Source organism: Cohnella suwonensis (genome assembly GCF_042655365.1).
In the GTDB taxonomy this organism is placed as follows: Bacteria; Bacillota; Bacilli; order Paenibacillales; family Paenibacillaceae; genus Cohnella; species Cohnella suwonensis.
Window position 1 is genome coordinate 174,845 of record NZ_JBHSMH010000004.1, and the last position, 21,244, is coordinate 196,088.

Annotated in this window: 20 protein-coding genes; 10 read left to right on the forward strand and 10 right to left on the reverse strand. The window is 52.4% G+C overall.

Features of this window, described 5'->3' with window-relative positions; translation table 11 throughout:
* Positions 1–537: 537 nt before the first annotated feature.
* The gene (tynA, locus tag ACFPPD_RS02015) at positions 538–2,835 is read right to left on the reverse strand and encodes a primary-amine oxidase (RefSeq protein WP_209747143.1); all 2,298 of its coding nucleotides are present in this window, start codon (positions 2,833–2,835) and stop codon (positions 538–540) included.
* Between the two features lie 185 nt (positions 2,836–3,020).
* On the opposite strand from tynA, the gene ACFPPD_RS02020 reads away from it, so the two are divergent.
* Positions 3,021–3,839, forward strand: a complete 819-nt coding sequence (locus ACFPPD_RS02020; RefSeq protein ID WP_209747141.1) for a helix-turn-helix domain-containing protein — start codon at positions 3,021–3,023, stop codon at positions 3,837–3,839.
* A gap of 491 nt (positions 3,840–4,330) precedes the next feature.
* On the opposite strand, the gene ACFPPD_RS02025 is transcribed toward ACFPPD_RS02020, so the two are convergent.
* Entirely contained in the window at positions 4,331–4,765 is a 435-nt protein-coding gene (locus ACFPPD_RS02025) for an Lrp/AsnC family transcriptional regulator (protein ID WP_209747139.1), read from the reverse strand.
* A 169-nt stretch (positions 4,766–4,934) separates the two neighbouring features.
* Between ACFPPD_RS02025 and ACFPPD_RS02030 the strand changes: the two genes are divergently transcribed.
* The 4 genes from ACFPPD_RS02030 (at position 4,935) to modB (ending at position 8,713) form a co-directional block, all read left to right on the forward strand.
* Complete coding sequence (locus ACFPPD_RS02030; RefSeq protein ID WP_209747137.1) at positions 4,935–5,567, forward strand: YitT family protein; 633 nt, start codon at positions 4,935–4,937, stop codon at positions 5,565–5,567.
* 212 nt (positions 5,568–5,779) lie between these two features.
* A complete protein-coding gene (locus ACFPPD_RS02035; protein ID WP_209747135.1) occupies positions 5,780–7,012 on the forward strand; it encodes an EAL domain-containing protein in 1,233 nt (410 codons plus the stop codon).
* Between the two features lie 134 nt (positions 7,013–7,146).
* On the forward strand, positions 7,147–7,935 hold the full coding sequence (modA, locus tag ACFPPD_RS02040; RefSeq protein ID WP_209747132.1) for a molybdate ABC transporter substrate-binding protein: 789 nt from the start codon (positions 7,147–7,149) through the stop codon (positions 7,933–7,935).
* A gap of 115 nt (positions 7,936–8,050) precedes the next feature.
* A complete protein-coding gene (gene modB, locus ACFPPD_RS02045) occupies positions 8,051–8,713 on the forward strand; it encodes a molybdate ABC transporter permease subunit (RefSeq protein ID WP_209747395.1) in 663 nt (220 codons plus the stop codon).
* A gap of 66 nt (positions 8,714–8,779) precedes the next feature.
* On the opposite strand, the gene ACFPPD_RS02050 is transcribed toward modB, so the two are convergent.
* Together ACFPPD_RS02050 and ACFPPD_RS02055 are read right to left on the reverse strand one after the other, a co-directional pair.
* On the reverse strand, positions 8,780–9,736 hold the full coding sequence (locus ACFPPD_RS02050) for a substrate-binding domain-containing protein (protein WP_209747130.1): 957 nt from the start codon (positions 9,734–9,736) through the stop codon (positions 8,780–8,782).
* Between the two features lie 103 nt (positions 9,737–9,839).
* Positions 9,840–10,472 carry a hypothetical protein gene (locus ACFPPD_RS02055; protein ID WP_209747128.1) on the reverse strand — a complete coding sequence of 211 codons (633 nt, stop codon included), beginning with the start codon at positions 10,470–10,472 and terminating at the stop codon, positions 9,840–9,842.
* Between the two features lie 675 nt (positions 10,473–11,147).
* Here ACFPPD_RS02055 and ACFPPD_RS02060 point away from each other — a divergent pair.
* From ACFPPD_RS02060 to ACFPPD_RS02080, 5 genes are all read left to right on the forward strand, one after another.
* Entirely contained in the window at positions 11,148–11,915 is a 768-nt protein-coding gene (locus tag ACFPPD_RS02060) for an RNA polymerase sigma factor (RefSeq protein ID WP_209747126.1), read from the forward strand.
* A 15-nt stretch (positions 11,916–11,930) separates the two neighbouring features.
* On the forward strand, positions 11,931–12,662 hold the full coding sequence (locus ACFPPD_RS02065; protein WP_209747124.1) for a cysteine peptidase family C39 domain-containing protein: 732 nt from the start codon (positions 11,931–11,933) through the stop codon (positions 12,660–12,662).
* A 36-nt stretch (positions 12,663–12,698) separates the two neighbouring features.
* Positions 12,699–12,914: a hypothetical protein gene (locus ACFPPD_RS02070; protein WP_209747122.1), complete on the forward strand. Its 216-nt coding sequence runs from the start codon at positions 12,699–12,701 to the stop codon at positions 12,912–12,914.
* A 524-nt stretch (positions 12,915–13,438) separates the two neighbouring features.
* Positions 13,439–14,191, forward strand: coding sequence for an FRG domain-containing protein (locus ACFPPD_RS02075; protein WP_209747120.1), 753 nt, complete (start codon positions 13,439–13,441; stop codon positions 14,189–14,191).
* Between the two features lies 1 nt (position 14,192).
* Positions 14,193–15,386, forward strand: coding sequence for a DUF262 domain-containing protein (locus ACFPPD_RS02080; RefSeq protein ID WP_209747118.1), 1,194 nt, complete (start codon positions 14,193–14,195; stop codon positions 15,384–15,386).
* A 4-nt stretch (positions 15,387–15,390) separates the two neighbouring features.
* Here the strand turns inward: ACFPPD_RS02080 and ACFPPD_RS02085 are convergent, their stop codons facing one another.
* From ACFPPD_RS02085 to ACFPPD_RS02110, 6 genes are all read right to left on the reverse strand, one after another.
* Positions 15,391–16,002 (reverse strand): DUF1349 domain-containing protein, encoded by a 612-nt coding sequence (locus ACFPPD_RS02085; protein ID WP_209747116.1) that lies wholly within the window; start codon positions 16,000–16,002, stop codon positions 15,391–15,393.
* 170 nt (positions 16,003–16,172) lie between these two features.
* Positions 16,173–17,459, reverse strand: coding sequence for a hypothetical protein (locus tag ACFPPD_RS02090; protein ID WP_209747114.1), 1,287 nt, complete (start codon positions 17,457–17,459; stop codon positions 16,173–16,175).
* 12 nt (positions 17,460–17,471) lie between these two features.
* Entirely contained in the window at positions 17,472–17,930 is a 459-nt protein-coding gene (locus ACFPPD_RS02095; protein ID WP_209747112.1) for an RNA polymerase sigma factor, read from the reverse strand.
* 304 nt (positions 17,931–18,234) lie between these two features.
* Entirely contained in the window at positions 18,235–19,407 is a 1,173-nt protein-coding gene (locus ACFPPD_RS02100; protein ID WP_209747110.1) for a winged helix-turn-helix domain-containing protein, read from the reverse strand.
* A 32-nt stretch (positions 19,408–19,439) separates the two neighbouring features.
* On the reverse strand, positions 19,440–20,414 hold the full coding sequence (locus ACFPPD_RS02105; RefSeq protein ID WP_209747108.1) for a phosphotransferase family protein: 975 nt from the start codon (positions 20,412–20,414) through the stop codon (positions 19,440–19,442).
* Positions 20,415–20,451: 37 nt separating this feature from the next.
* Positions 20,452–21,021 (reverse strand): TetR/AcrR family transcriptional regulator, encoded by a 570-nt coding sequence (locus ACFPPD_RS02110; protein WP_209747106.1) that lies wholly within the window; start codon positions 21,019–21,021, stop codon positions 20,452–20,454.
* Between the last annotated feature and the right edge of the window lie 223 nt (positions 21,022–21,244).

The following is a 21,244-nucleotide window of genomic DNA, read 5'->3' on the forward strand; positions in this document are numbered from 1 at the left end:
GGCTCCCAAGGGGCCCGGCTTTTTCGTGGTTTCGTGCTCCTATCCGACTTCTACACCATTCGTGCCCCATTCACGACGCGTTGTACCTCTGACGTCCAACTACCCCACTCTTCTTCCTTCCGTATCGTGTTATACAGCTGCTCCCCCTCTGGTCGACGCTCGCTTGATGGAAATATACAGTTATTTCAGCCGCTCAACGAAAAGGGAGTGAAGTTAATGGAAATATCCATTATATTACGGACTTTTCGGCAATAATCGGCCCACATCCCGAAATGTACTGGAGAAATCCATTTATTTCGGCTCCAATGAGCAAAATGGCCCGAATTTAATGGACTTATCCATTATGTCTTGTGCACGATGGAAGATGGGGTTTGCGGGGTTTACGGGGTTTACGGGGTTTGCGGGGTTTGCGGGGTTTGCGGGGTTTGCGGGGTTTGCGGGGTTTGCGGGGTTTGCGGGGTTTGCGGGGTTTGCGGGGTTTGCGGGGTTTACCTCCCAACGACAAACCCGGAGGCCGATGGCCCCCGGGTTGTCGCGTTACTGCTTGCCGTTCAAGTTCAGCGTCGGCGTCTGGTCGAAGAAGTTCCAAGGCTTCAGAAGGGCGTACACCCACTCCGTCGGCATGATCGGCCATTCTTCCGCGCGGGCGACGTGGGTCGTGCCCGTCGTCAACCAGATCACGTTGTCCGTATTGACGATCGATTCGTCGTTCGACGTAAACTGTCCCAAACCCGTGTCCTTGTCGGCGCGGTTCGGATATTTGCCTTCCGGATAGCGCTCGTTCGGGTCGTAACGCGTCACCCAGATTTGCTTGTCCATGAAGTTCACGCGGTTGTACAACCATTCGTCGGTGCTGAAATTCGCGCCCTTGGCGATCGGATGCGTGCCGCCAGCGTAAGGGATGAGCTGGTACGATACTTTGTTGCCGACTTTGTTTTCCTTGTTCTCGTTCGTCGCCAACCGAATGGAGGAAGGATCGAACTTCTGCGCCGCTTCCTTCTCCGTCGCGACGATGCGCTGCACGGTCTGCATCGCGCTCTCGCGCGGTCCGCCGACCGTATTGTCCGCGATGACCGGATCGATGGCGGTCAAGGAGTTGGACTCGCCGTCGACGTCCAAGTCGAGACGGAAGTCGTAAATATGCTGATGCGTCGTACCGACGATGTTATGGTCGATGAGCGTGCCGTACTTCGTGTCTTCCGCCGCCGTGTCGTCGTGCATCGTGTCCGACACGACGCCTTTGACCGCTTCGATGCCCGTCGCGCCGGCATTGATGCCGATCGTGCCGTTCTGCGCGAACACCCAGTCGAAAATGTAATCGTAGTTACCGACGGTGCTGATCCAGCGGACGACGAGCTCGCGGCGCTCGGCGCTCACGTTGTCTTGGCCCATCTCCTGATGCTTGTATTCCGGACCTGCGTAACGCTCGAACACCGACATCGCGTTCGGGATCGTCATCGCGGTGCCCGTGAAATCGGCGATCGTCGCGTCGAGCAGAACCGCGTTATCCGGCACGTCCTTGCCCCTTTGGAGCGTCGACGTGAGCGTGCCCATTCCGTATTCGCCGGAGTCGAGGTACGCTTTGAAATACCAACCCACGTCCGGATCGCCGTAAGGAACGATCATGCCGCCGAGCGAGCCTTCGTACATGACTTTGCGCTTCTTGCCTTGGTCGTTATAAGTGACGGTCGACAGGATCGGGCCGACGCGGGAGTCGAGGCGAAGATGGAAGTCCCAGTTCTGCCAGTGGATCGTGTTGCCCGTGATCTTGTAGTTCTTGCCTTCCGGCTCCGTAATCTCGAGCGGCTTGGACGGCGTCGCCGCGACTTTATCCCTGCCGTCGTACGGAGTCGGCTTCATCGGGACCGGTATGACGCCCGCGTCTTCGATCTTGATGACCTTCTTCAGCTCCAGGTCGACGACCGCGACGAGATCCTCGATCGGATGCGCCCAATAGTTGCCGTCGCCTGTATTCAAGTAAGCGACGACTTTCAAGTAACGCTTATCCTGCCGCAGCTCGTCCTTCCCGCCGAAATAACCGACCGTCAGCGGCGTGGAGACGACTTGCTTAACGTCCTTAATGCCACGTTTCAAGAGCGCCTCCGCGTACTCCGGGCTAGTCTCGATGGCGGATTGTACGGCCGCGAAGTCGTCGAGCAAGATCATGCCGTGCGCTCCCGGCACTTCGGCGAACGACAGCACTTGCTTCGTGACGAGATCGACGGTGCCCTCCATGACCGTCTTACCGTCGAGAATGACGAAGCCCGACGTCCGATTGGCCGCAACGGGCTTGCCGGTAAGCACGAAGTTCCACACTTGGTCCTTCGGCGGCTCCTTCAGCGCGATCTCCGTGAACCGGTAACCGTCTTTGTAATTCCCGGATGCTTTCAATATGGTGACTGTCTCCGCGATCTCCGCGGAAGTCAGCGGGTTCAGCGGGTTCGCGACCTTCTCCACTTGGAACGTCTGATCGAGTCCGGATTGGAAAACTTCGTTGACGAAATGGTGCGAAACGTATGCGACGTTCTTCTTCAAAATGACCGGGGCTTCCATTTCGAGGCGCGTTCCGTTCACGAGTGCGACATTGGAATTCGGCTTGATCTTGACGATCGTGCCGTTCTTCGTCAGCGTGATCGTTCCCGCGAAGCTGTCCCACTTGACCGCCGCCCCGAATTCGTTCATCAGAGGGCGCAGCGCGACGAAATCCTCCGACCCGCCGTGCGCTTCGGCGACCGGCGCCAGCCGCGGCCCAAGCGCGCTACCTCCCAAAGCGATCGTGAACGCGGTTCCGAGAATGGCGGTTTTCCTTAACAGCTTGCTTTTGTTTCGGCTCATCTCTTGTACCTCCCCAAAGTGTCTCTTGTGTTAATGTTAATTTAACTGACACTCATAGGGGCAGTATTGTAAAAAACGGAACAAGACAGGTTCATACGCGTTATGTATCCTGACATTAACTCATTGACGCACGGAAAAGCCTCTGATATGTTAAGTAACAAATCTGCCCCCGCGGGGTGATCGCCATGTTCGACGAAGATTGCAGCAGCTTGTCCGCAGAGACGCACGGCTACATCCAATACGGCCTTCAATGGCAAACCCAAGGCTATACGGAACGTAAAATAAGGTACGCGAACGAACCGGTCATCTATTATCAGTTCGCCACGGACGGCTCGGGACGCGCCATTCGTGTCGTGCCGGACGGCTGCGTCGACCTGCTGTTCCGTTGCGATCCGTCGCGCCCTTCCGCCCTCGCATGCGGCACGGTGCTGAAAGGAACCGAAATCTCCCTCGAACCGAACGCGGTCTACTTCGGCGTCCGGCTCTCCTACGGCCTCAGCCTGCTGTTGCCCGGCCTGCCGCCCAAAGAAATCGTCGACGTGCAAGCGCCGTTCGAGGACGCCCTCTCCCAATACGCCGACATGGCCGCGAAGCTGGCCGGGCGCGCAAGTTTCCCGCAGCGGATCGCACTCTTCGAACGGGACGGGCTTCGGCTCGTGACGGGCGACGTGCGCGCCGCCGGTATCGTCGGCTACTGCCTGGCGACGATGCATCGGACGGGCGGCTCCGTCACCGTGCGCGAGCTTGCCGCGGACACCGGTTATTCGGAGAGGTACCTCCGTACGAAGTTCGAGCATTCGCTCGGTTTTCCGCCGAAGCTGTATAACCGGATCGTCCGGTTCCAACAGGCGCTGGAGGGCGTCGTCCGGGGCGTCGCGCCGTTATCCGACGTTGCCGCCGGGGGAGGGTACTTCGATCAGGCGCACTTCATGAAGGATTTCAAGTCGTTCAGCCTGATGACGCCTTCCCAGATTCGTTCGATGATCACCGCGCCCCGTACCTAGAACCGGATTTCAAGTCACCGCAACGCCAACAAGGCTACCCCCTCGCGGGATAGCCATATTTACTTGCAAGAGAGGATAACATCCGGGGGTAGAGGCCGACCTATTTCAATAATCAACCGCCCACCATCAACCGCCAATTATCAACCGCCTACCGTCAATTGCCAATTGCCAACCACCTACTGCCTACCATCACCTACCGCCTACCATCACCAACTGCCTACCACCTACCGCCTTCCACCCACCGCCTACCACCAACTGCTTAATTGTAATAAGAACAACTAATTTTTTTAAACTAGCGGACTTTCGTCGAATCAGTTGTAAAATGATCCTTTATTTCAGCCCATTTCATCAAAACCGGACAATGATGAAGAAACAGTTGTCATTTGCGCAACTAAACCTCGTATTCTCGGGAAACGCCATCAACTAACTGACTTATATCCACTTACCTTGATCCGCTTAGGAGGGCCTGGACTAGCCGAGCCGCTCCCCCGTTACCCCGGAAGAACCATGCGGTTGTTCACCGGCGACGCCAGAATGACCGACGTGTTCACGGTGCCGTACGGCATGAGCCGCTCGACGAGCTTCGTCAGGGCGTCCATGCCCGTAACGGCGGCTTTGAGCACATGACTGGCGAGTCCCGTCACGCGATGGCACTCCAGAATATCGGCGTCGTCCGCGATCCGATGCTCGAAATCCTGCGGGGCGATTTTCAGATCGCTGATTTGAATAATCAATTGAATGTTCCTGCCGATCGCCGCCGGAGACACCCGGGCGTGGAAGCCGAGAATGATGCCCCTTTCCTGCAAGCGAAGCAGCCGTTCGGAGACGCTGGGCCGACTGAGCGACAGTCTCTTGGACAGCTCGCTTACCGTCATTCGGCCGTCCTCCTGCAGTGCCCGGAGAAGGGCGATATCAAGTTGATCCATCGTTCGCAGCTCCTTTTCATTTCGAAGGTCAATGATTTCTTTTCTATTCATAATGACTATAATCGAATTCATTTTCATTCACTTTAACATATGGAACCTACGCGTTGTATTATATCATGAAATACGCATACTGAAGCGAGAATAGGCGACGACGGGAGAATGGGAAACAATGAACGCGCGCACGAAGGAAATCGGCGGGTTAGGGCTACGAATCGCGCTCGGATGCATCGTCACGGCTATCGGATTGATCGTTCTGAAACATTCCGGGGTCATTACCGGCGGATCGGCGGGCATCGCGCTCGGACTTTCCTATTTACTCGGCGTCAAGTTCCATTTTGCCTTTCTCTTGATTAATCTCCCGCTCGTCGTCTTTTCCTATTTGAAGCTCGGTCGAGGTTTTACGCTGCGCTCTCTCTTGGCGATCGTCTTGCTGACCGCCTTCAGTTCCCTCGACCAATGGTTGCCGCGATTCGAGCTGTCCGCGATCGTCGGAGCGCTGGCCGGCGGAGCGATTATCGGAATCGGCATCGACTATCTGTTCAAAGCTCGCACCTCGATGGGCGGCACGACCGTTATCGTCATGTATTTTCAGCAAACGAAAGAATGGAATCCAGGCAAAACGAATTTCGTTATCGATGGACTGACCGTCTTCGCGGGCTTCTCCGCCCTGCCGGTCGGCAAAGGCTTCTTCTCGATCCTGTCCATCGCCGCCACGTCTTCCGTGATTTCATTCCTTAGAAACAGAAGCCTGCATACGTCGCGCTCCGGGGCAATGGCACCCTCGACCGCGGCAGCTGCTTAATTATATTTTCCCTCCCCGGGGAACGAATCGTTAACGAAAACAGAGATTCCGTCGATTTCGGACTCTCTGTTTTTTGTTGTTTCGGTATTCGATTCGACAAATAAATAAAAAATTCGACAAATCCGGTATATGCATTTCCTGGTTTTTCCGATACAATCAACCTAATCAAAGGCATGTGATCAATGCTGACATCGATCGTATAAGGGGTCCCCATGAACAGCCTTACAAATCGCAACGCTAGCCCTTCGGAAATCAAGGAAGGCGATCTTCGCGCTTATTATCAGCCGATTATCGCTTTGGAGACTCGCAGCGTCGTCGGATACGAATCGCTCGGCAGGCTAGCCGAGGGCGGTTCCGTGCGCAGCCTCGGACCGTTCTTCACGGACGACTCCATTCCGGTGCGGGAGCACGTGCGCGTCGACCGGCTGCTCCGCGAGCAGGCTTTCGCCAAGCTCGGCGCGACGCCGAACCCGCCCATGCTTTTCGTCAATTTGAAGCCTTCCTGGATCTACGAGCAATTCAAGCAAGCCGGCGAGCTTCATACGTTGCAGCTGCTGGACAAATACGGCATTCCGCCGAACCGGATCTGCATCGAGATCACGGAAGAAGAATTCAAAGGCTCGATGTACGAGCTGGGCGAAATCATCAATCTGTACCGGGAAGCCGGTTGCCAGATCGCCATCGACGATATCGGAACGGGCTTCAGCAACTTCGATCGGATCGCCCTGATCCAGCCCAACCTGTTGAAAGTGGACGTCCACCTGATGAAGAAAAGCGCAAGCCATAACGGGTATCTAGGCGCCTTGCGCTCTTTCTCGTCTCTGGCCGAACAGATCGGTGCGTCCCTGCTGATCGAAGGGGTGGAAAGCGAGCAAGACCTGAAGCGAGCCGTTCAGATCGGAGCGCGTTATGTTCAGGGCTATCTATTCTCCCCGGCGGTGCCGGAATTCTACCCGCGCGACGCGTTCACTTCCCTGATCGAATCCGAGTTAAGCGATAACCGGAAGCGGATTCGGGAATCGATCAGCCACTGGGACGACGTCGGGCGCGAACTCATCGAGACCGTTCGGCGAAGCGACTTCGGCGACCTGTCCTCACTCGCGGAACCGGATCGGGCTGACCGCGTTATCGAACAACTGCTTCCGTCCCTGGACAACTCTTGCTTGCGCGTCTATATCTGCGACAACGACGGCGTTCAGCTCTCCTCCAACTATTCCCGGACGGAGAAGCAAGGATGGCGAGTCGAGAAACAATACCGCAACGCCGACTGGAGCTGGAGGCCGTATTTCGTCCCCCATCTGTCCCACGAGAGATCCCGCGTCGAGGCGAAGCTGTCCCTTCGCTATTCCGATCTCGATACGCACGCTTGGATCCGCACCGTCTCCATCCCGCTCGGCCCGTCCGTCATCCTGCTGATGGACGTCGCCGATCATACGAATTTATAGGATCGGCCGCGGCCGATCTTTTTTTCTCGCGATAACCAGAGTCTATTTATATCTAAAAATAACGAAATCATACCAAACATCATATCGTTGTGATACAATTTTGGACATACCTAGAGGAGAAGGAGTGGACTTTCATGCGAATAGCAAAACGTTACCGGTTCAGCCTTCTCGCAGCTCTGGCTCTATTGGCCGCTTCCGCACTGCTAAAGCTTGCCGTCCACGATGATCCGAAAAAGACGACGCTTCTCGTCTCCGCGGCCGCGAGCCTCAAAGACAGCTTGGATGTTATCGAAACGCAATACGAGCAGGCGCATCCCGACATCGACCTGACGTTCAACTACGGCTCCTCGGGTACCTTGCAGAAGCAGATAGAAGAAGGCGCGCCAGCGGACCTGATCTTCTCCGCGGGCAAGAAACAAATGGACGCCCTAGTGGACAAAGGCCTCCTATCCGAGCAACGGGTCCTGCTGGAGAACGAGCTCGTCATGATCGTACCCGCCAATTCGAAGAAAACAATCACGAAGATCGAGGAGCTTTCCGCTCAGGACATCCATAAAATCGCGATCGGTCAGCCCGGATCGGTGCCGGCCGGACAATATGCCAAGGAAACGCTGGAAGCCCTCAAAGTATGGGACGCCCTTCAAGACAAGCTCGTCTACGCGAAAGACGTGCGCCAGGTGCTGACTTACGTGGAGACGGGCAACGTCGAAGCCGGCTTCGTCTATAAGACCGACGCGCTCGTCTCGAATAAGGCGAAAGTCGCCCTCCAAATCCTTCCGACGTTACATGCGCCGATCGTCTATCCGGCCGGCGTCATCAACGAGTCCAAGCACGGCGCGGAAGCGAAAGCTTTCTACGCTTACCTGAAGTCCGCGGAGGCGGGAGCCGCGTTCCAGAAGTACGGATTCAATCTGGCGAAGTAAGCGATAAAAGATTCGATGCCGAATAAGCTTCCTGATTTGCTTCGTGATCATAATCGGACTTTTTGAACTCCCTTATACTAGCAAATATCAAACTGGACGAAGGCTGGTGATCGCGATAGACGCTTCGACTTTCTGGCAACCGATCGGGCTTTCGGTACGGATATCGCTGATCGCCAGCGTGATCGTGCTTGTCGTCTCCGTACTGCTCGCGTGGAAAATGGCGAAGGCGCGCTTCTTCGGCAAAAGCGTCGTCGAGACGGTCCTTCTTCTGCCTCTCGTGCTGCCGCCGTCCGTCATCGGTTTCGTCCTGCTCGTCGGCCTCGGCCGCAGAAGCCAGCTCGGCAAGTGGTACGAATCGTTGTTCGGCCAGCCCATCGTGTTTACGTGGGAAGCCGCGGTCATCGCGGCGGCCATCGTCGCTTTCCCGCTCGCTTACCGCACGATGAAAGCCGGCTTCGAGAGCGTCGATTCCGAGCTCGAGGATTCGGCGAGAGCGCTCGGCGCCAGCGAATGGCAAGTGTTCCGCCATATCTCCGCGCCGCTCGCCGCCCGTTCGCTGACGGCCGGCTACATTCTCGGCTTCTGCCGCGGACTCGGCGAATTCGGAGCGACGCTCATGATCGCCGGGAACATTCCCGGCCGCACGCAGACGATTCCGACCGCCATCTACGTGGCGACGGACGGGGGCAGCATGCGGATGGCGTGGGCATGGGCGGGCGCGATGATCGCCCTATCGTTCCTCATGCTGATGATCGCCAATCGGTTCACGAAAGAATAAGTTCGCGCGACATATGAATACGCCCCTCCCGCAGACGATCGCTCGTGGCGGAAAGGGCGTATTTTTTTACGATTCGTATAAGATGTCGCCCGTCCGGCTTAGATCATAACCTTCCATATGGAGCAATTCGCTCCGGAATGCATCCGAACGCAAGATGGCGATAACGCCGTCGACCCAATGCCGGTTCTCTTCCTTCTTCAGCATGACCAAGTCGACCTGTTCTTGAATGAGCGGCACGAACTCGATGCCTCCGACAAGGCGCGCCGCTTTCTCGCTGCCGACGCCGACATCGGCTTCGCCCGAAGCGACCTTGCTCGCCACCGCCAGATGATTGCTTTCCTCTTCCTCGTAACCCGGGAGTCCGTCGGTCGAGATGCCGCGGAGCCGCAGTTGCTCGTCCAATAACACGCGCGCGCCCGAGCCCTTCTCCCGATTGGCGAACCGGAGGCCGGCTTGTCCCAAGTCGGCCCACGCCGTCAGCTTGCGGGGATTGCCCTTCCTCACGTACAGTCCGGCGGAACGCTTCAGCATGTGGACGACGACGTAAGACTGCCCGACGAACAGCTTGCGAACGTAAGGCGTATTGTACGTCCCGCTATCCCCGTCGAGCAGATGCGCGCTGACGATGTCCGCTTCGCCGCGATACATCGACACGAGGCTGTCCATGCTGCCCACGTACGAGCGAAGCGGTCGCATGCCCGGAACGCGCCGCTCGAGATGCCGGGCCAGAATGTCGAGGCTGACGTCTTGCCCGGTAATGATCAGCGTTCGCTCTCGCGCCGCGTTCGGATCGGGCGACGGTTGCCGGGCGGCCGGCGCGTTCGGTTGTCTGGCCGAGAACCCGGCTCCGGCTCCCTTGGAACGTTGCTTGTACGCCTCGAGATCCGACGAATCGACGCGCATCTGCTTGCCGACGCGGTACGACGGAAGCTCGCCCTTCTTGAGCAGGTCGTACACCTTTAACTTCGATATTTTCAGCAGCGCCGCGACTTCTTCGGCCGTATAGGACGTCTCTTCGATCATTTCGGCTCCCCCGCGGCTAGATTCGGTTCTTTCCCCGACTATTCCTCCATCATAAGCGATACGCCCAGTGCTAGCAATTTCTCGCCGAACAACGCCCGGATCGTCAGAACAAGACGAGCGTTCGCGTAATCTGGTTATAGGCGGAGCCGGTTCTCTTGCCGGTTAGCCCGAGTCGCTTCAGATCGGCCGAATTCAAAGTAAACTCGTAGCTGAAAAAGCTCGGATCGAACTTTTCGACATAGCGAAGCCTGAGGCGCACTCTCCGATACGCGACCGTAATCAACGTTCCCGAGCGGACGTTGATGCCGAATTGGTCCGCCAAGCCGTCGCCGATGCCGATCGTACCTACCGGCGTTGTCGGGGACGAATTCGGCGACGCGTCCAGCTTCGTGACCGGTTTACGTCGCAAACACAACACCCGGGTCGCGCTATTGTAAAAAACTCTGTAGCGCGTATTGTTAATGATGCGGAATTTTTGGGCCATCGCGGGACTGATGTCGATCCTATTTTGCGTACATTCGCTCCCGATGTCGGTAAACGCGGCTACGAGCTCGCTGACTTCTCTCCGGCGAAGCCTGACGACCGTCCCTTGCGGAATCGCATTCGGGCTGATCCCTCTTTCGGCCGCCCCTCCGCACTCGGTCGTGATCCTGATCGTGCGTACCCCGTTCGCGGGCTTTCGGATGAACAGATCGTGCACGCCCGTGAATATCGTTTTTTGCCGGGATTGTTTCATTGGCCTCCGTCACTCTCCCATTCGTAACGATGTTTCCTAATAGAATATGAAGATCAGGAATAATCGGTACGGGCTGGAGTGCGGACGGCATGCGGTTGGATGGAGCGATTGGATCACTTGGCAAGAAAACCCGATAGCTGTCGGGGATGAAGAAGAACGGAGAGACACTTAACAGTCTGCTAAGTTTGAGTTCCGAACACAACAAGCCGAGTGCTCTGTACAGGCTCTCAGGCTTCCAAGTCAACACGGAGTCAACCCTCAGTTTCTGAAAATACTTACAACACATTGCTTGAATCCGTTATTTGATACAAAGAATGCCGGAACTCCTCGAGTCTGAGGAATCCGGCTTTTTGTATTATTTATTTGGTGATGTGACTAAATCAGCTCGTTCATTCTGAAGTCAACACTCTGAGCGTCTTGTATGTCGAAACAACATGGAGCCAACAAGACTTGTAGCAGTCATTGAACTTTACAGGTCGTTGAACAACGGGAGTAAAGTTGAATAGGCTGCGACCAAAAGATGATTGACCATCGGGATACTTGGAGGGTTATATTGTAAATAGTGCCTTTACAAAAATTTCAATAAAAATAATGTATCGGTTGTAAGGTTTATTCTACGATTGGCATCTAATAGGGGCACATCCGAGACCGCGTTGGCACAAAGGTGGTGAATAAGTGTATACACTTGAGCTGTTTGAACCTCGAACCGTATCAAATGAGGATATTTTCGAACCGGTTACGTCGCTTCAAGACGCCCAGCTGGTCGAGAATGCGCGTTCCGGAGACAGAGAGGCGTTCAGCGAACTCGTAAGGCGGCATCGGGAACGAGCATTAGGCTGGGCATCTACAATAACCCAAGACGGCTATATGGCAGAAGATGTCGTTCAGGAAGCACTTCTTTCCGCCTTTCTGCATATCGAGAAGCTTCTTGAACCAGAACGCTTTAAATACTGGCTAAAGCGGATCGTACGCAATCAAGCGATGATGAAGCTTCGCCGGGGAGGACCAAGCGGTAAAGAGAGCTCCTTTTCCGCTCTGGAGGTTCGAAACGTCGGGAGGCCGACATTGCAAGCGGAATGCTCCGATCTGGACCGCCTGTTGTTCCGGATGGCGAATCGGGCTGATGAAGAGCGCCTCGCCAATCAAGATCCGCAGTTGAGATTGATTCGAAAAGAGCTATATAACAGCCTTCACGAAATTCTGCAATGTTTGACTACCAAAGAACAGGCTATATTCGAAGCGCATGTGTTCAGACAACTGTCGCCCAGTGAAATTGCGGATGCGCTCGGCGTTTCGTTAGGTTCTGTGTATACATCGATTTCCCGATCTCGTACCAAGGTGCAACGGGAACGGATCCGTGTCTATTTTCAAGGGTATGCGCAAGAGAAGAAGAGAGCCGGCGGTACAACCCGACGCGTGCTTGCGCCCCCTATACCTATGTGAGGAGATGCCGTGATTATGAGGGAACGTTCCTGGGAAAAGACATTCACAGCCGCTGCGCAATCCATTTATGCTCTTCTGCAATACACCGATAAAAAAGAGATGTACACGTTAGTCAATGTAATGGGACTGACGGGTCATGCTTTCCGCATGAACATTCACCCGGACGATGTTAGTCCTGCGGGACCGACGATGTTCTCACCAACCGAACTACTGGAGAAAGGGCTCAACATTCTTGGATTCACCTGCGAGCAACTATACGGTTTTCGGACGCCTGCCCCTTTGGACAAGCTGGAGGAAGCTGTTAATTTCGCACAGCAAACGATCGATCGGGGCATTCCGGCTATCGGGTGGAGCTTGTTTATTCCTGAATTCGGCGTCATCTACGGATACGATGATGAGAAGCAGGAACTTTATTGCAAGGACCCATCCCACGATGGACCATTGCCTTACGCAAAATTAAATGAGCTGCCGCTGAACCATGTTTTCATGCTGCGTATCCAGGATTCGATTCCGGTTGATCCTATGCAAGCTTGGAAAGACGCACTTGATCGAATCGTTCAATTTGCCCACGAACAAGCTCCGACCCTATCGGAAGATTATAGACATGGTTTGGCAGGTTACGACGCTTGGATTCAGGCATTCCGCAACCGTACGGTGAACCCGTTCGGCAATGCCTACAATGCAGAGGTCGTCGGCGATGCCCGGGAATATGCAGCACGCTTCTTACGGACATTATCAGCGAATTGACAGGGGATGTCGGATCTTGATAATAGGATCCGGCAATTGGCTGAGGAAGCGGCGGTACATTACGACAAGGTGGCGGAGGCGTTCATCGAGTTTCAGCAGCTTTTCCCATTTCCACAAGGTGGGGAGCCTAATGATCCGGCGAATGCAGAAGAAGCAATACGTCTTCTTGAGCAGGCGAAGGTAGACGAAGCATCCCGGGTAGCCGTTCTAGAACGGATGAGAGAGGAACTCACCTGCAGCGAGAAACCGTAATGAATTCTTGAGGAATACCATGTGTAGAAAACATTATAGCTTTTCTGCACGGGAATTCTGAAACCCATTTGATAGCTGGAGCGATTGGATTAGCTATGAGGGGAATCCGATAGCCACCGGGGATGAAGAAGAACCGAAAGGCCTAAAGCAGTTATTTCGAAATGAATATATCGCCATGTGGCCTACATGCCCCAGCGATGTATTTTTTATGCCGAGAAGTCAACACGGAGTCAACAATTGGCTTCAGAAAATGTTTACATCGTGACCGCCCAGAATTCATTCTGATACTTTTTGTTTTATAACATCTTCAATGTTCCTCGAACAAAGATATGCATTGAATCAACAAATGAAGATTACTTGGGACAAATCAACGAAGAGTCAACATTTAAAGTTGAAGATTAATCGCGCTGAGCCTTATCACAAGTAGGGCGAATTTCCATATGCTCTATTACAGAAAGTAATTAGTAGTGTTATGATAAATGATACAGTGTATTGGAACAAATAGGATATAGAGGTGGGTTATTATGAGTGTAGATGAACCGATAGAAAAAATGAGCCAATTTATGGAGTTTGTAGAGTCTTTGCCTAAAGGTTTCATCTTATCTAGAGGACAATCGCAGTCATATGATCTTTTACCAAGTGCTTTAAGGCTAGATAAGAGCAAAGTTAGAAAATACACTAGAGCAGATGCTCAATACTTTTTAAATGAGTTCCGAGTAGGTTCGCATAACTATATGAAGTTTCCTTCCGACATTAAAGGTGATTATGAGTGGATGGTCTATGCTCAGCATTATGGTATACCAACAAGGTTGTTAGATTTTACTTATTCTCATGTAGTTTCTTTGATGTTTGCTGTTGAAAATGCTTTTACAGATGATGAAAACCACGATGCTGAAGTTTGGTTTATTAACCCTACAGAGCTTAATAACCACTATGCAAATCGATCCGAAATACTTAATATTGCAAATGGAGAAACTATAAATCTTGATAATTATGACGGCCCGATTGCTTTCAAAGCAAGAAAATTAAATGATAGAATAAATGCCCAAAACGGCCTATTTATATATTTTCAAGATAACAATGAGCCATTAAATAAAATGGTTGATGAAAATATTATTAAAAAATTGGTGGTTAAAGGGGAATATAAAAAAGATATCCTCGCTTCATTGTATTCAATGGGAATTGGGTTTACCACACTCTACCCAGAACTACAATCAGTTTCAAAAGATATTATTATGAAAAAGAATATTCTTGAGTATCTGAGAGCAGGTGAATGAAATGTCTGAGTTTTCATCAGCAAATCACAAGTCACAGGACATTGCTATAAAAGATGTCATAAGCATGATCTCAAATGGATTTAAAGTGCAAGATATAGAAGATGTAAGTGTATTAGATGATGAGTTAAGGCTTGAATTAACGGATTCGATAGTACTGGCACCTGATTACCAGCGAGATTACAGAGCTTCTGTTACAGACGAAAGCTCCATAATTGAATCAGTGCTGATAGGAATCCCTATTCCACCAGTTTTTTTAGCGAACGATAGATTTAAAGGAATCCAAGTGTTAAATGTTGTAGATGGGCAACATAGACTTAGAGCATTCTATAGATTTAAAGAAAACAACTTCGCATTAACAGGTTTAAAATTGCTGGGTTTCTTAAACGGAAAGAAATTTAGTGAAATAGATTTTAGCCTTAAAGAAAGAATATTGACACATAAGTTGGCAGCAATCGTATTCACAGATTTTCCTGGTTTAGATTTTGAATTAGAGATCTTTAATCGATACAATAAAGGTACAAAGCCCTTAACTCAGCAGGAAATTAGACATGCAGTTTATAATTCAAACTTAAACAATTATGTTAATAAATTTGCTGAGTTATTGGTAGAACAAAAAGCTTCTAAGGAACTCTCGAGTGCGTATAATGCGACAAAAGATAGGTATCAAAAGAAAAAAGTTCAAGAAAGTATTTTTGTAATATTAAATATACTCGAATACGGAATTAACGAAAATTATTTTCAATCTTCAATTTATGCTGAAGAGTACATGAAACACAAATCGGAAATGGAAAAAGCAGACCCAGCGGTCGCATATGACAATTTCCTTTTCGTAAAGGATAGGTTCAATGAGTTTAATAAAATTATTGAATATATCGGTAAAAAGGTTGAATTTCCATTTTCAAGAGAAATTTATGGAATATCAAGTAGAAGTTATAAATTTCAAATATCAATTGCAATGATTTTGTCAGCAATTATAAATAAGGTGTTAGTATATGGATATCCACTAAGTATTTTAAGTGATGATTCAGTTTTGCAAAGATTATTGAACTATACTTCTGATTTCTTAAATAACTCATACCTAGAAGATCCTGACTATAACGCATCCTCCACTAATGCGAAAAAGATTAAAGAATTAATTACTGACTTTGATTTAGAAGAGGCTTTAGGTCAAACACCTACGGTTCCATCTGATTAATTTATTACAAAGCCACTGTACGAATGTCTCCGGAAGTTCCTGCCGTAATCGTGAGGCGTTCGAACGTCACCAGGCACCCTTCGCTGATCGGCGCTTGCGCTGCAACGCCTACTTTAAGCTCCGCGGGGCAATCCATTCCGAAGTACCTGACCAGTTTCCAGTGCTGTCCATCGGGTGAATAGTGAAAGGCGAAACAATTCCCGGAGCGCGCTGCTCTCAAATACGGCTGCTGAACCTCAGCTTGACCGGATACGCAGTCGTCGGAGGTGTTTCTGGTGACAACGCTTAGAATGGAAGGCTGATCGTCAAAAAACTCAAAGCATACTTTGGCCCAATTGCGATCATCCGCCATGAGCATCAGGCAACCTGAGTCGTATTGCTGCTTCATCTCCACGCTGACGCGAGTCACAATGCTGAAGTCGCCTTTGATCAGCGTATATAAGTAGGGAGCGGAAGCCTTGTACGTTTCTCCGGACGGATCGATGAAATAGTCGGCGATAGCAGGTGCGGTAACGGATAAGCTATAATCTCCATTAAAGCTCCAATTGCTTGGCTCGTTCAACCATTGCAATTCGGAGGATAAGGTTTTCTCGGAACAGCTCTCGAATACATTCATGGTATGCACTCCTAATTAGTAGTGGGTAGCTGATTCAAACATACTACAATTTTGCCGGCTTTTGTACTTCCACTGATTCTCGGGTGCTAATAGAAAAAAGGGGCGGGATGCCACACCATAGCGGTGCTGCAAACCTGCCCCCTTTGTTTCACCATATGGATATTTCCGTCTTATAATTTGAAATACGCCGTGTTGATATACGTTTCGGTATACGCTTTTGTTTCCGGTTCTTGCTTCGGTTCGATTTGCGGGATATGCTCGCGAATGATGATATCGCTTTTGTGATTTTCGATTTTCTTGTTCAGCGCCTTGTGCTGTCCGAGCCCGAGAGTCAGAGAGCTGTCCTGCAAAATAATACGATGAAGCTTCTCCGACAGCAGCCCGACCGGAGTATCCGTCGAGATCTCAACGTTTGCGTCTACAAAGCGGAATGTTGCCCCTTCCTCGGATTGCTCCAGTGCCTCGCTATCCACAAGCGCATCGGACCCGACATGCTCGATCCATTCACCTTGGTATACCGTAACGTTTCCATACTGCGTGCATTTTGCAAAGAAAGCGTCGGCAAGGCTGTCCGCTACGATGACCTTCCCGCTTACCTGCAATTGCTCGACCGCCACAAGGGCATCCGCTTCCTCTGCATGAATTTGCAGATCGCCGTCGACATAAATGCGGGTGCCGAATCGTCGAATGGCCAGACGATCCAGTTTTCCTCCCTGCATGATTTTAAAGCCCGAAGGGATGATGGTTACTCCGACATAGCCCTCTACGAAGGGCAGAAGATGTTCGGCGTTATCTTCGCTCACCGTCAGCCATCGGGTATCGAATCGGATATTTTTGTTTGCAAGCAATTCAAGATCCAGCGGTTCAACGGCCACAATTCCGGTTTCTTTCAACAATTGCTGCATCTTCCCTATCAAGTCATGGTTCAGTTCGTTCAGGTTGGAAGGAACACCCTGGACGAAATAGGTCGATCCCCGTACAGAAGATCTCAGAAATGAATTGTTGAGCTTTAGCCCCTGGAAAATGAGAGTGGCACCGTCCGGATACGGAATCATACCACCGTTGACCATAAAATTCGATGTATCCAGACTTTTTGGGTGAAAAGCGACACCGTTTATATAAAGGCCTTTGAACTGATCGAATGATTTTTTGTCACAGTCCTCGATTACCAACCCGCCGTTGACAACAACAATTGTCGGTTCCTTGGGAGGCTCTATATTTGCGCTCAGCACCTTGAATCCATTGAAACTCATAACTTTCACATTCTCGTCATCTCCGACATCTACCAGTTGTGCCGTGTTCACCCCGAACGTTTTAGTGGCCAACAATTGCTTCGATCTTGTACTCGTCAGGCAGAGTGCACAGTTAACCTTGATCTCATCGTATGCGTCAACTGCTTCAGGAGCTGTGGAGACCATATCGAAAATGGCTGTATTTACTCGCAAATGTTTTTTCATAAACTCGTCCTCCTAATTAAGATCCCAATATTTTCGCAGAAGCTGGCGTGCCCTGCGTAGTTGAGTTCGTACGGTTGCTGGTGAAAGACCTAATTGCTGGCCGATTTGCGTACTGTCCAACTCCGAAAAATAACGCATTGCAACAATGGCCTGCAATTCATCGGGAAGCAGCCCAATGATTTGCGACACGGCTGCGCCCGTGAAATCATCATCGATCTGTTCGGGAACAGGTTGAATTCGCGAATTCAGCCTGTTCTTGCGTGCCAGATCAATAACGAGTCGCTTGGCAGTTGTATAAAGCCACAAACGACACTGCCTGTTCGTCATTTCTGTCAGCAGAACTTGATTTTTCAATGCTCGCAAGAACACCTCCGAAGCGATGTCTTCAGCATCCCCGGCATTTCGAGCGGTTTTACGCAAATAGCCGGTCAGTTCACCTCCGTACTCCTTCCATAACGTGACAACGTCCATTGTTCCACCCTTTCGAGCGCGCTCACTATTTGAAACGAATGGGGAGATCGAAGTGTTTGAATCGATTCAACAAGAATTCAACATTATTATGAAGGACAAGAAGAGACTTTAAATCGCTCGTAATTCTCTCATTGTACCGTGCAGGAAGATAAAGGGCCGGGACAGCCCACCAATACGGTGTTGCAGACCCCGGCCCAAACTTTAAGTCAACATCTTAGTTCCAAATAAACATTAATCAACAGAAAATCAACTAGAGAATCAATCCATAATCAATCCGACAGCTGGCGGGAGCAGTCATCACTCCCTACGGCGCGACGACCTTGTTACGCGCACCTCGTTGCGAGGCGAATCGCTCCAGACACTTCTTGATCGCGTCGTTCATACGCTCGTCCTCGGCGTCGACGCCTTCCTCCCACCACCAAGCCCGGATCTCGAGCGGAGAGTTCTTCCGCTGCTTCACGGGATCGAACCGGGCGACGATCCGGTCGCCGTAGACGACGGGCAGCACGTAATAGCCGTACTTGCGCTCGGCCGCCGGCTTGTACACTTCCCAGCGGTATTCGAACCCGAACAGTTCTTGGACGAGCGGCCTGTCCCACATGAGATTATCGAGCGGAGCCAAGACGCTCGCGCGTTCGTTCGGCCGATCGTCCGCCAGCGTCGTCATCAGCATCGGAACGTCGTCGCTTCGGATGTAGAGAGGCTGCTTCACGCCCTCGACGAGAACTTCCGAGATCCGGCCTTCCGCCGCAAGCGTCGCGAACGCCTCGTTTCTCTCCTTGCTCTTCATCCCTCGAATGCCCAGCCACGCGTCGCTAGGACGGTTCCACAACAACCCGACGCTGCCGATCCGGCGAAGTACGTACCAGGCGTAATACTGCTCGTCCGATTCAAAAGGATCGGTTGCCCCTTGGAGCGCTTCCGGCAACAGCCGCTCCGCCAGATCGTAATATTTGCGCGTATGCGTCTTATGATGAACAACCAGCCGTCCGGCATGATACATGCCCTCTAGCGCGGCTCGCGATAGCCTCGTCGGTCCCCAAGCCCACTCTACCTTCTCGTTATCTTCCAGATCGCCCGAGCAGAGAACGCCCCGGCTCTCGACTTCGCCTCTCACCCGCGCGACGACATCCTCGTTCGAACGGCACCAAGCCCCATGATAGACCCTTAGTCGAGAGAAATACGGCCAATCCTCCACCGGGAATATCGACATGCACTTGTCCCAATAATCGACGAGCTTACGATCGACGTACAACAGCTCGGGCAGCAGGCCGCGGTCGAAATCCTCGATCTTGGACTGAAGCACGAGCTCTGGATTCGTCCCGACGACGTCGAGCGGATCGTACTGAATGCATCCGACGCGGCGGATGTACGCCATGATCCCTTCTTTGCCGCGAAACTCGAATTCGCCGCTTAACCCGTGGTACGAAAGCAAAAACCTTCTTGCCTGTTGCTTCGAGATCTCTATCGCGGCCATCTCGCGCCTCCTCGTATCGGGATCTTGCTCTCTCATTCCCCAAACCGTTCAACCCGCTGATGGAAGAGCATTCCCCGCGTCCGCGAAACCCGCTCCAGCAAGCTTTCTAAATAGTCGTCCAACCGTTCGGCGACAAGCTCGTTCGTCAGTCCGGTCACGCCGAGCGCCGTCCAGCCCCCGTACACTTCCGGCGGCTCCCCGTACGCGTAGTCGATGAGCGTCAACAGATCCCAATAAGGGTCGTAGGCGAACGTGACTCCCGCATGCTCGCGGTAACGATCCAGAAATTCGTCCGCCGCTCCGACGCCGTGAAGCTGCGCCAGGTTCACGCGGCAATGCCCGACGTCGACGCCGGCCGGACCGACGCAGCCGTTCACCCAATCGACGATACCGTCGGCGTTGCCGTCATCGTCCTTCCACAATACGTTAGCCGGATGATAATCCCGGTGAATGAATCGCGGGACGAATGCCGGACGAGCCCCCGACGCGATGGCGGACGCGAGCTTCCACTTCTCCGGCGAGCGCGACCAAGACGACGCGTCCATCATCGACGCCTCGCAATAAGGTTCGAACGGCCAAGGAAAATCGTTCGCCTCTACGCGATGAACGGAGACGATCGCCCGCGACAGCCCGTCCAGCCACTCGCCCATATCCGACGGCTCGAGCACGACTCGCCCCTCCAGCCGCGTCATGAGCATCGCCGGTATCCCGCACGCGTCGCCGCTTTCGTCCACGGCGACGATGCGCGGCGTCGGCACCCCGTCGTTCAGCGCCGCGCGGCGCAAGCTCGCGGCTTCCCGGCGGACGAGATCGGGCTCGCGCTTCAACCATGCCGCGTCCTCGAACAGTCGCAGAACGACGTGGCGTTCATATCCGTCCGCCCGTATCTTCAACCGGTAGATCGGCGTGGACACGCCTCCCAGCAGCCTTTCGACCTCCAGCGCCTCGGCCCCGGGATGAACGGCGTCCGCCGCCCAACGCAGCGCGCGTTCCCCAATCGGCCTCATAGCGTCCCCCACCGACATCCCGCCCCTTCGCTTAAGGTTATTTTCTCGTTTTCCCCATCAACATCATCTGTTTCGCCAAGTAGGCGGGACTGTACGGAAGCCCTTCCTGCAGCCACCACGTCACGACTCCGAGCAACGAAGAAGCGACGATCTCCATCGACACCGTCAATTCCAGGCCTTCCGCCTGGCGATACTTATCCCGAATCGTAGCGATATTCAGGAATACGGCGTGCATTCGCTTGCGGAAAACGACGTTGTTCTCGAGCATCACGTTGTACAGGACGGCATTTCGGTACAAATGCTCGAGCAACGAGAGCAACTGCGGCGGCGGCTCGTCCAATTCGACCGGCATTCGCGTGATGTCCGGCGCGCCCGCGATCGATTCGAACAGCTCGGCGAGAATGTCGTCCATCATCCGTTCCGTCAAGTCCTCGAGATCCCGATAGTGCAAATAAAACGTCGCGCGGTTCAACTCGGCCCGTTCCGCGACGCTTTGAACGGTTATTTTGCTTTTGTCCCCTTCCCGAATCAAGGAAACGAGGGCGTCCTTGAACATTTGCTTCGTGCGTTTGACGCGGGGGTCTGTTTTCTTCGTTACGTTAGACATCGGCTCACCTCTTCGACTCTTTCTCCATTTCTTCATGCTAGATTTTTATAGACAACATGTCAACTATACGACTTAAAGTCGAACGAACTCGACATTCGCGATGCAAATCCCCCGGGACCTTGTTCGAGGCCACTGAAAAAGTCCATTTCCGCTAAAAGGTACAGACTCTCATTAATTTGAGGGGGCTGTGCCTTTTTCTTGTATAATTAAAGTATTATGTTGG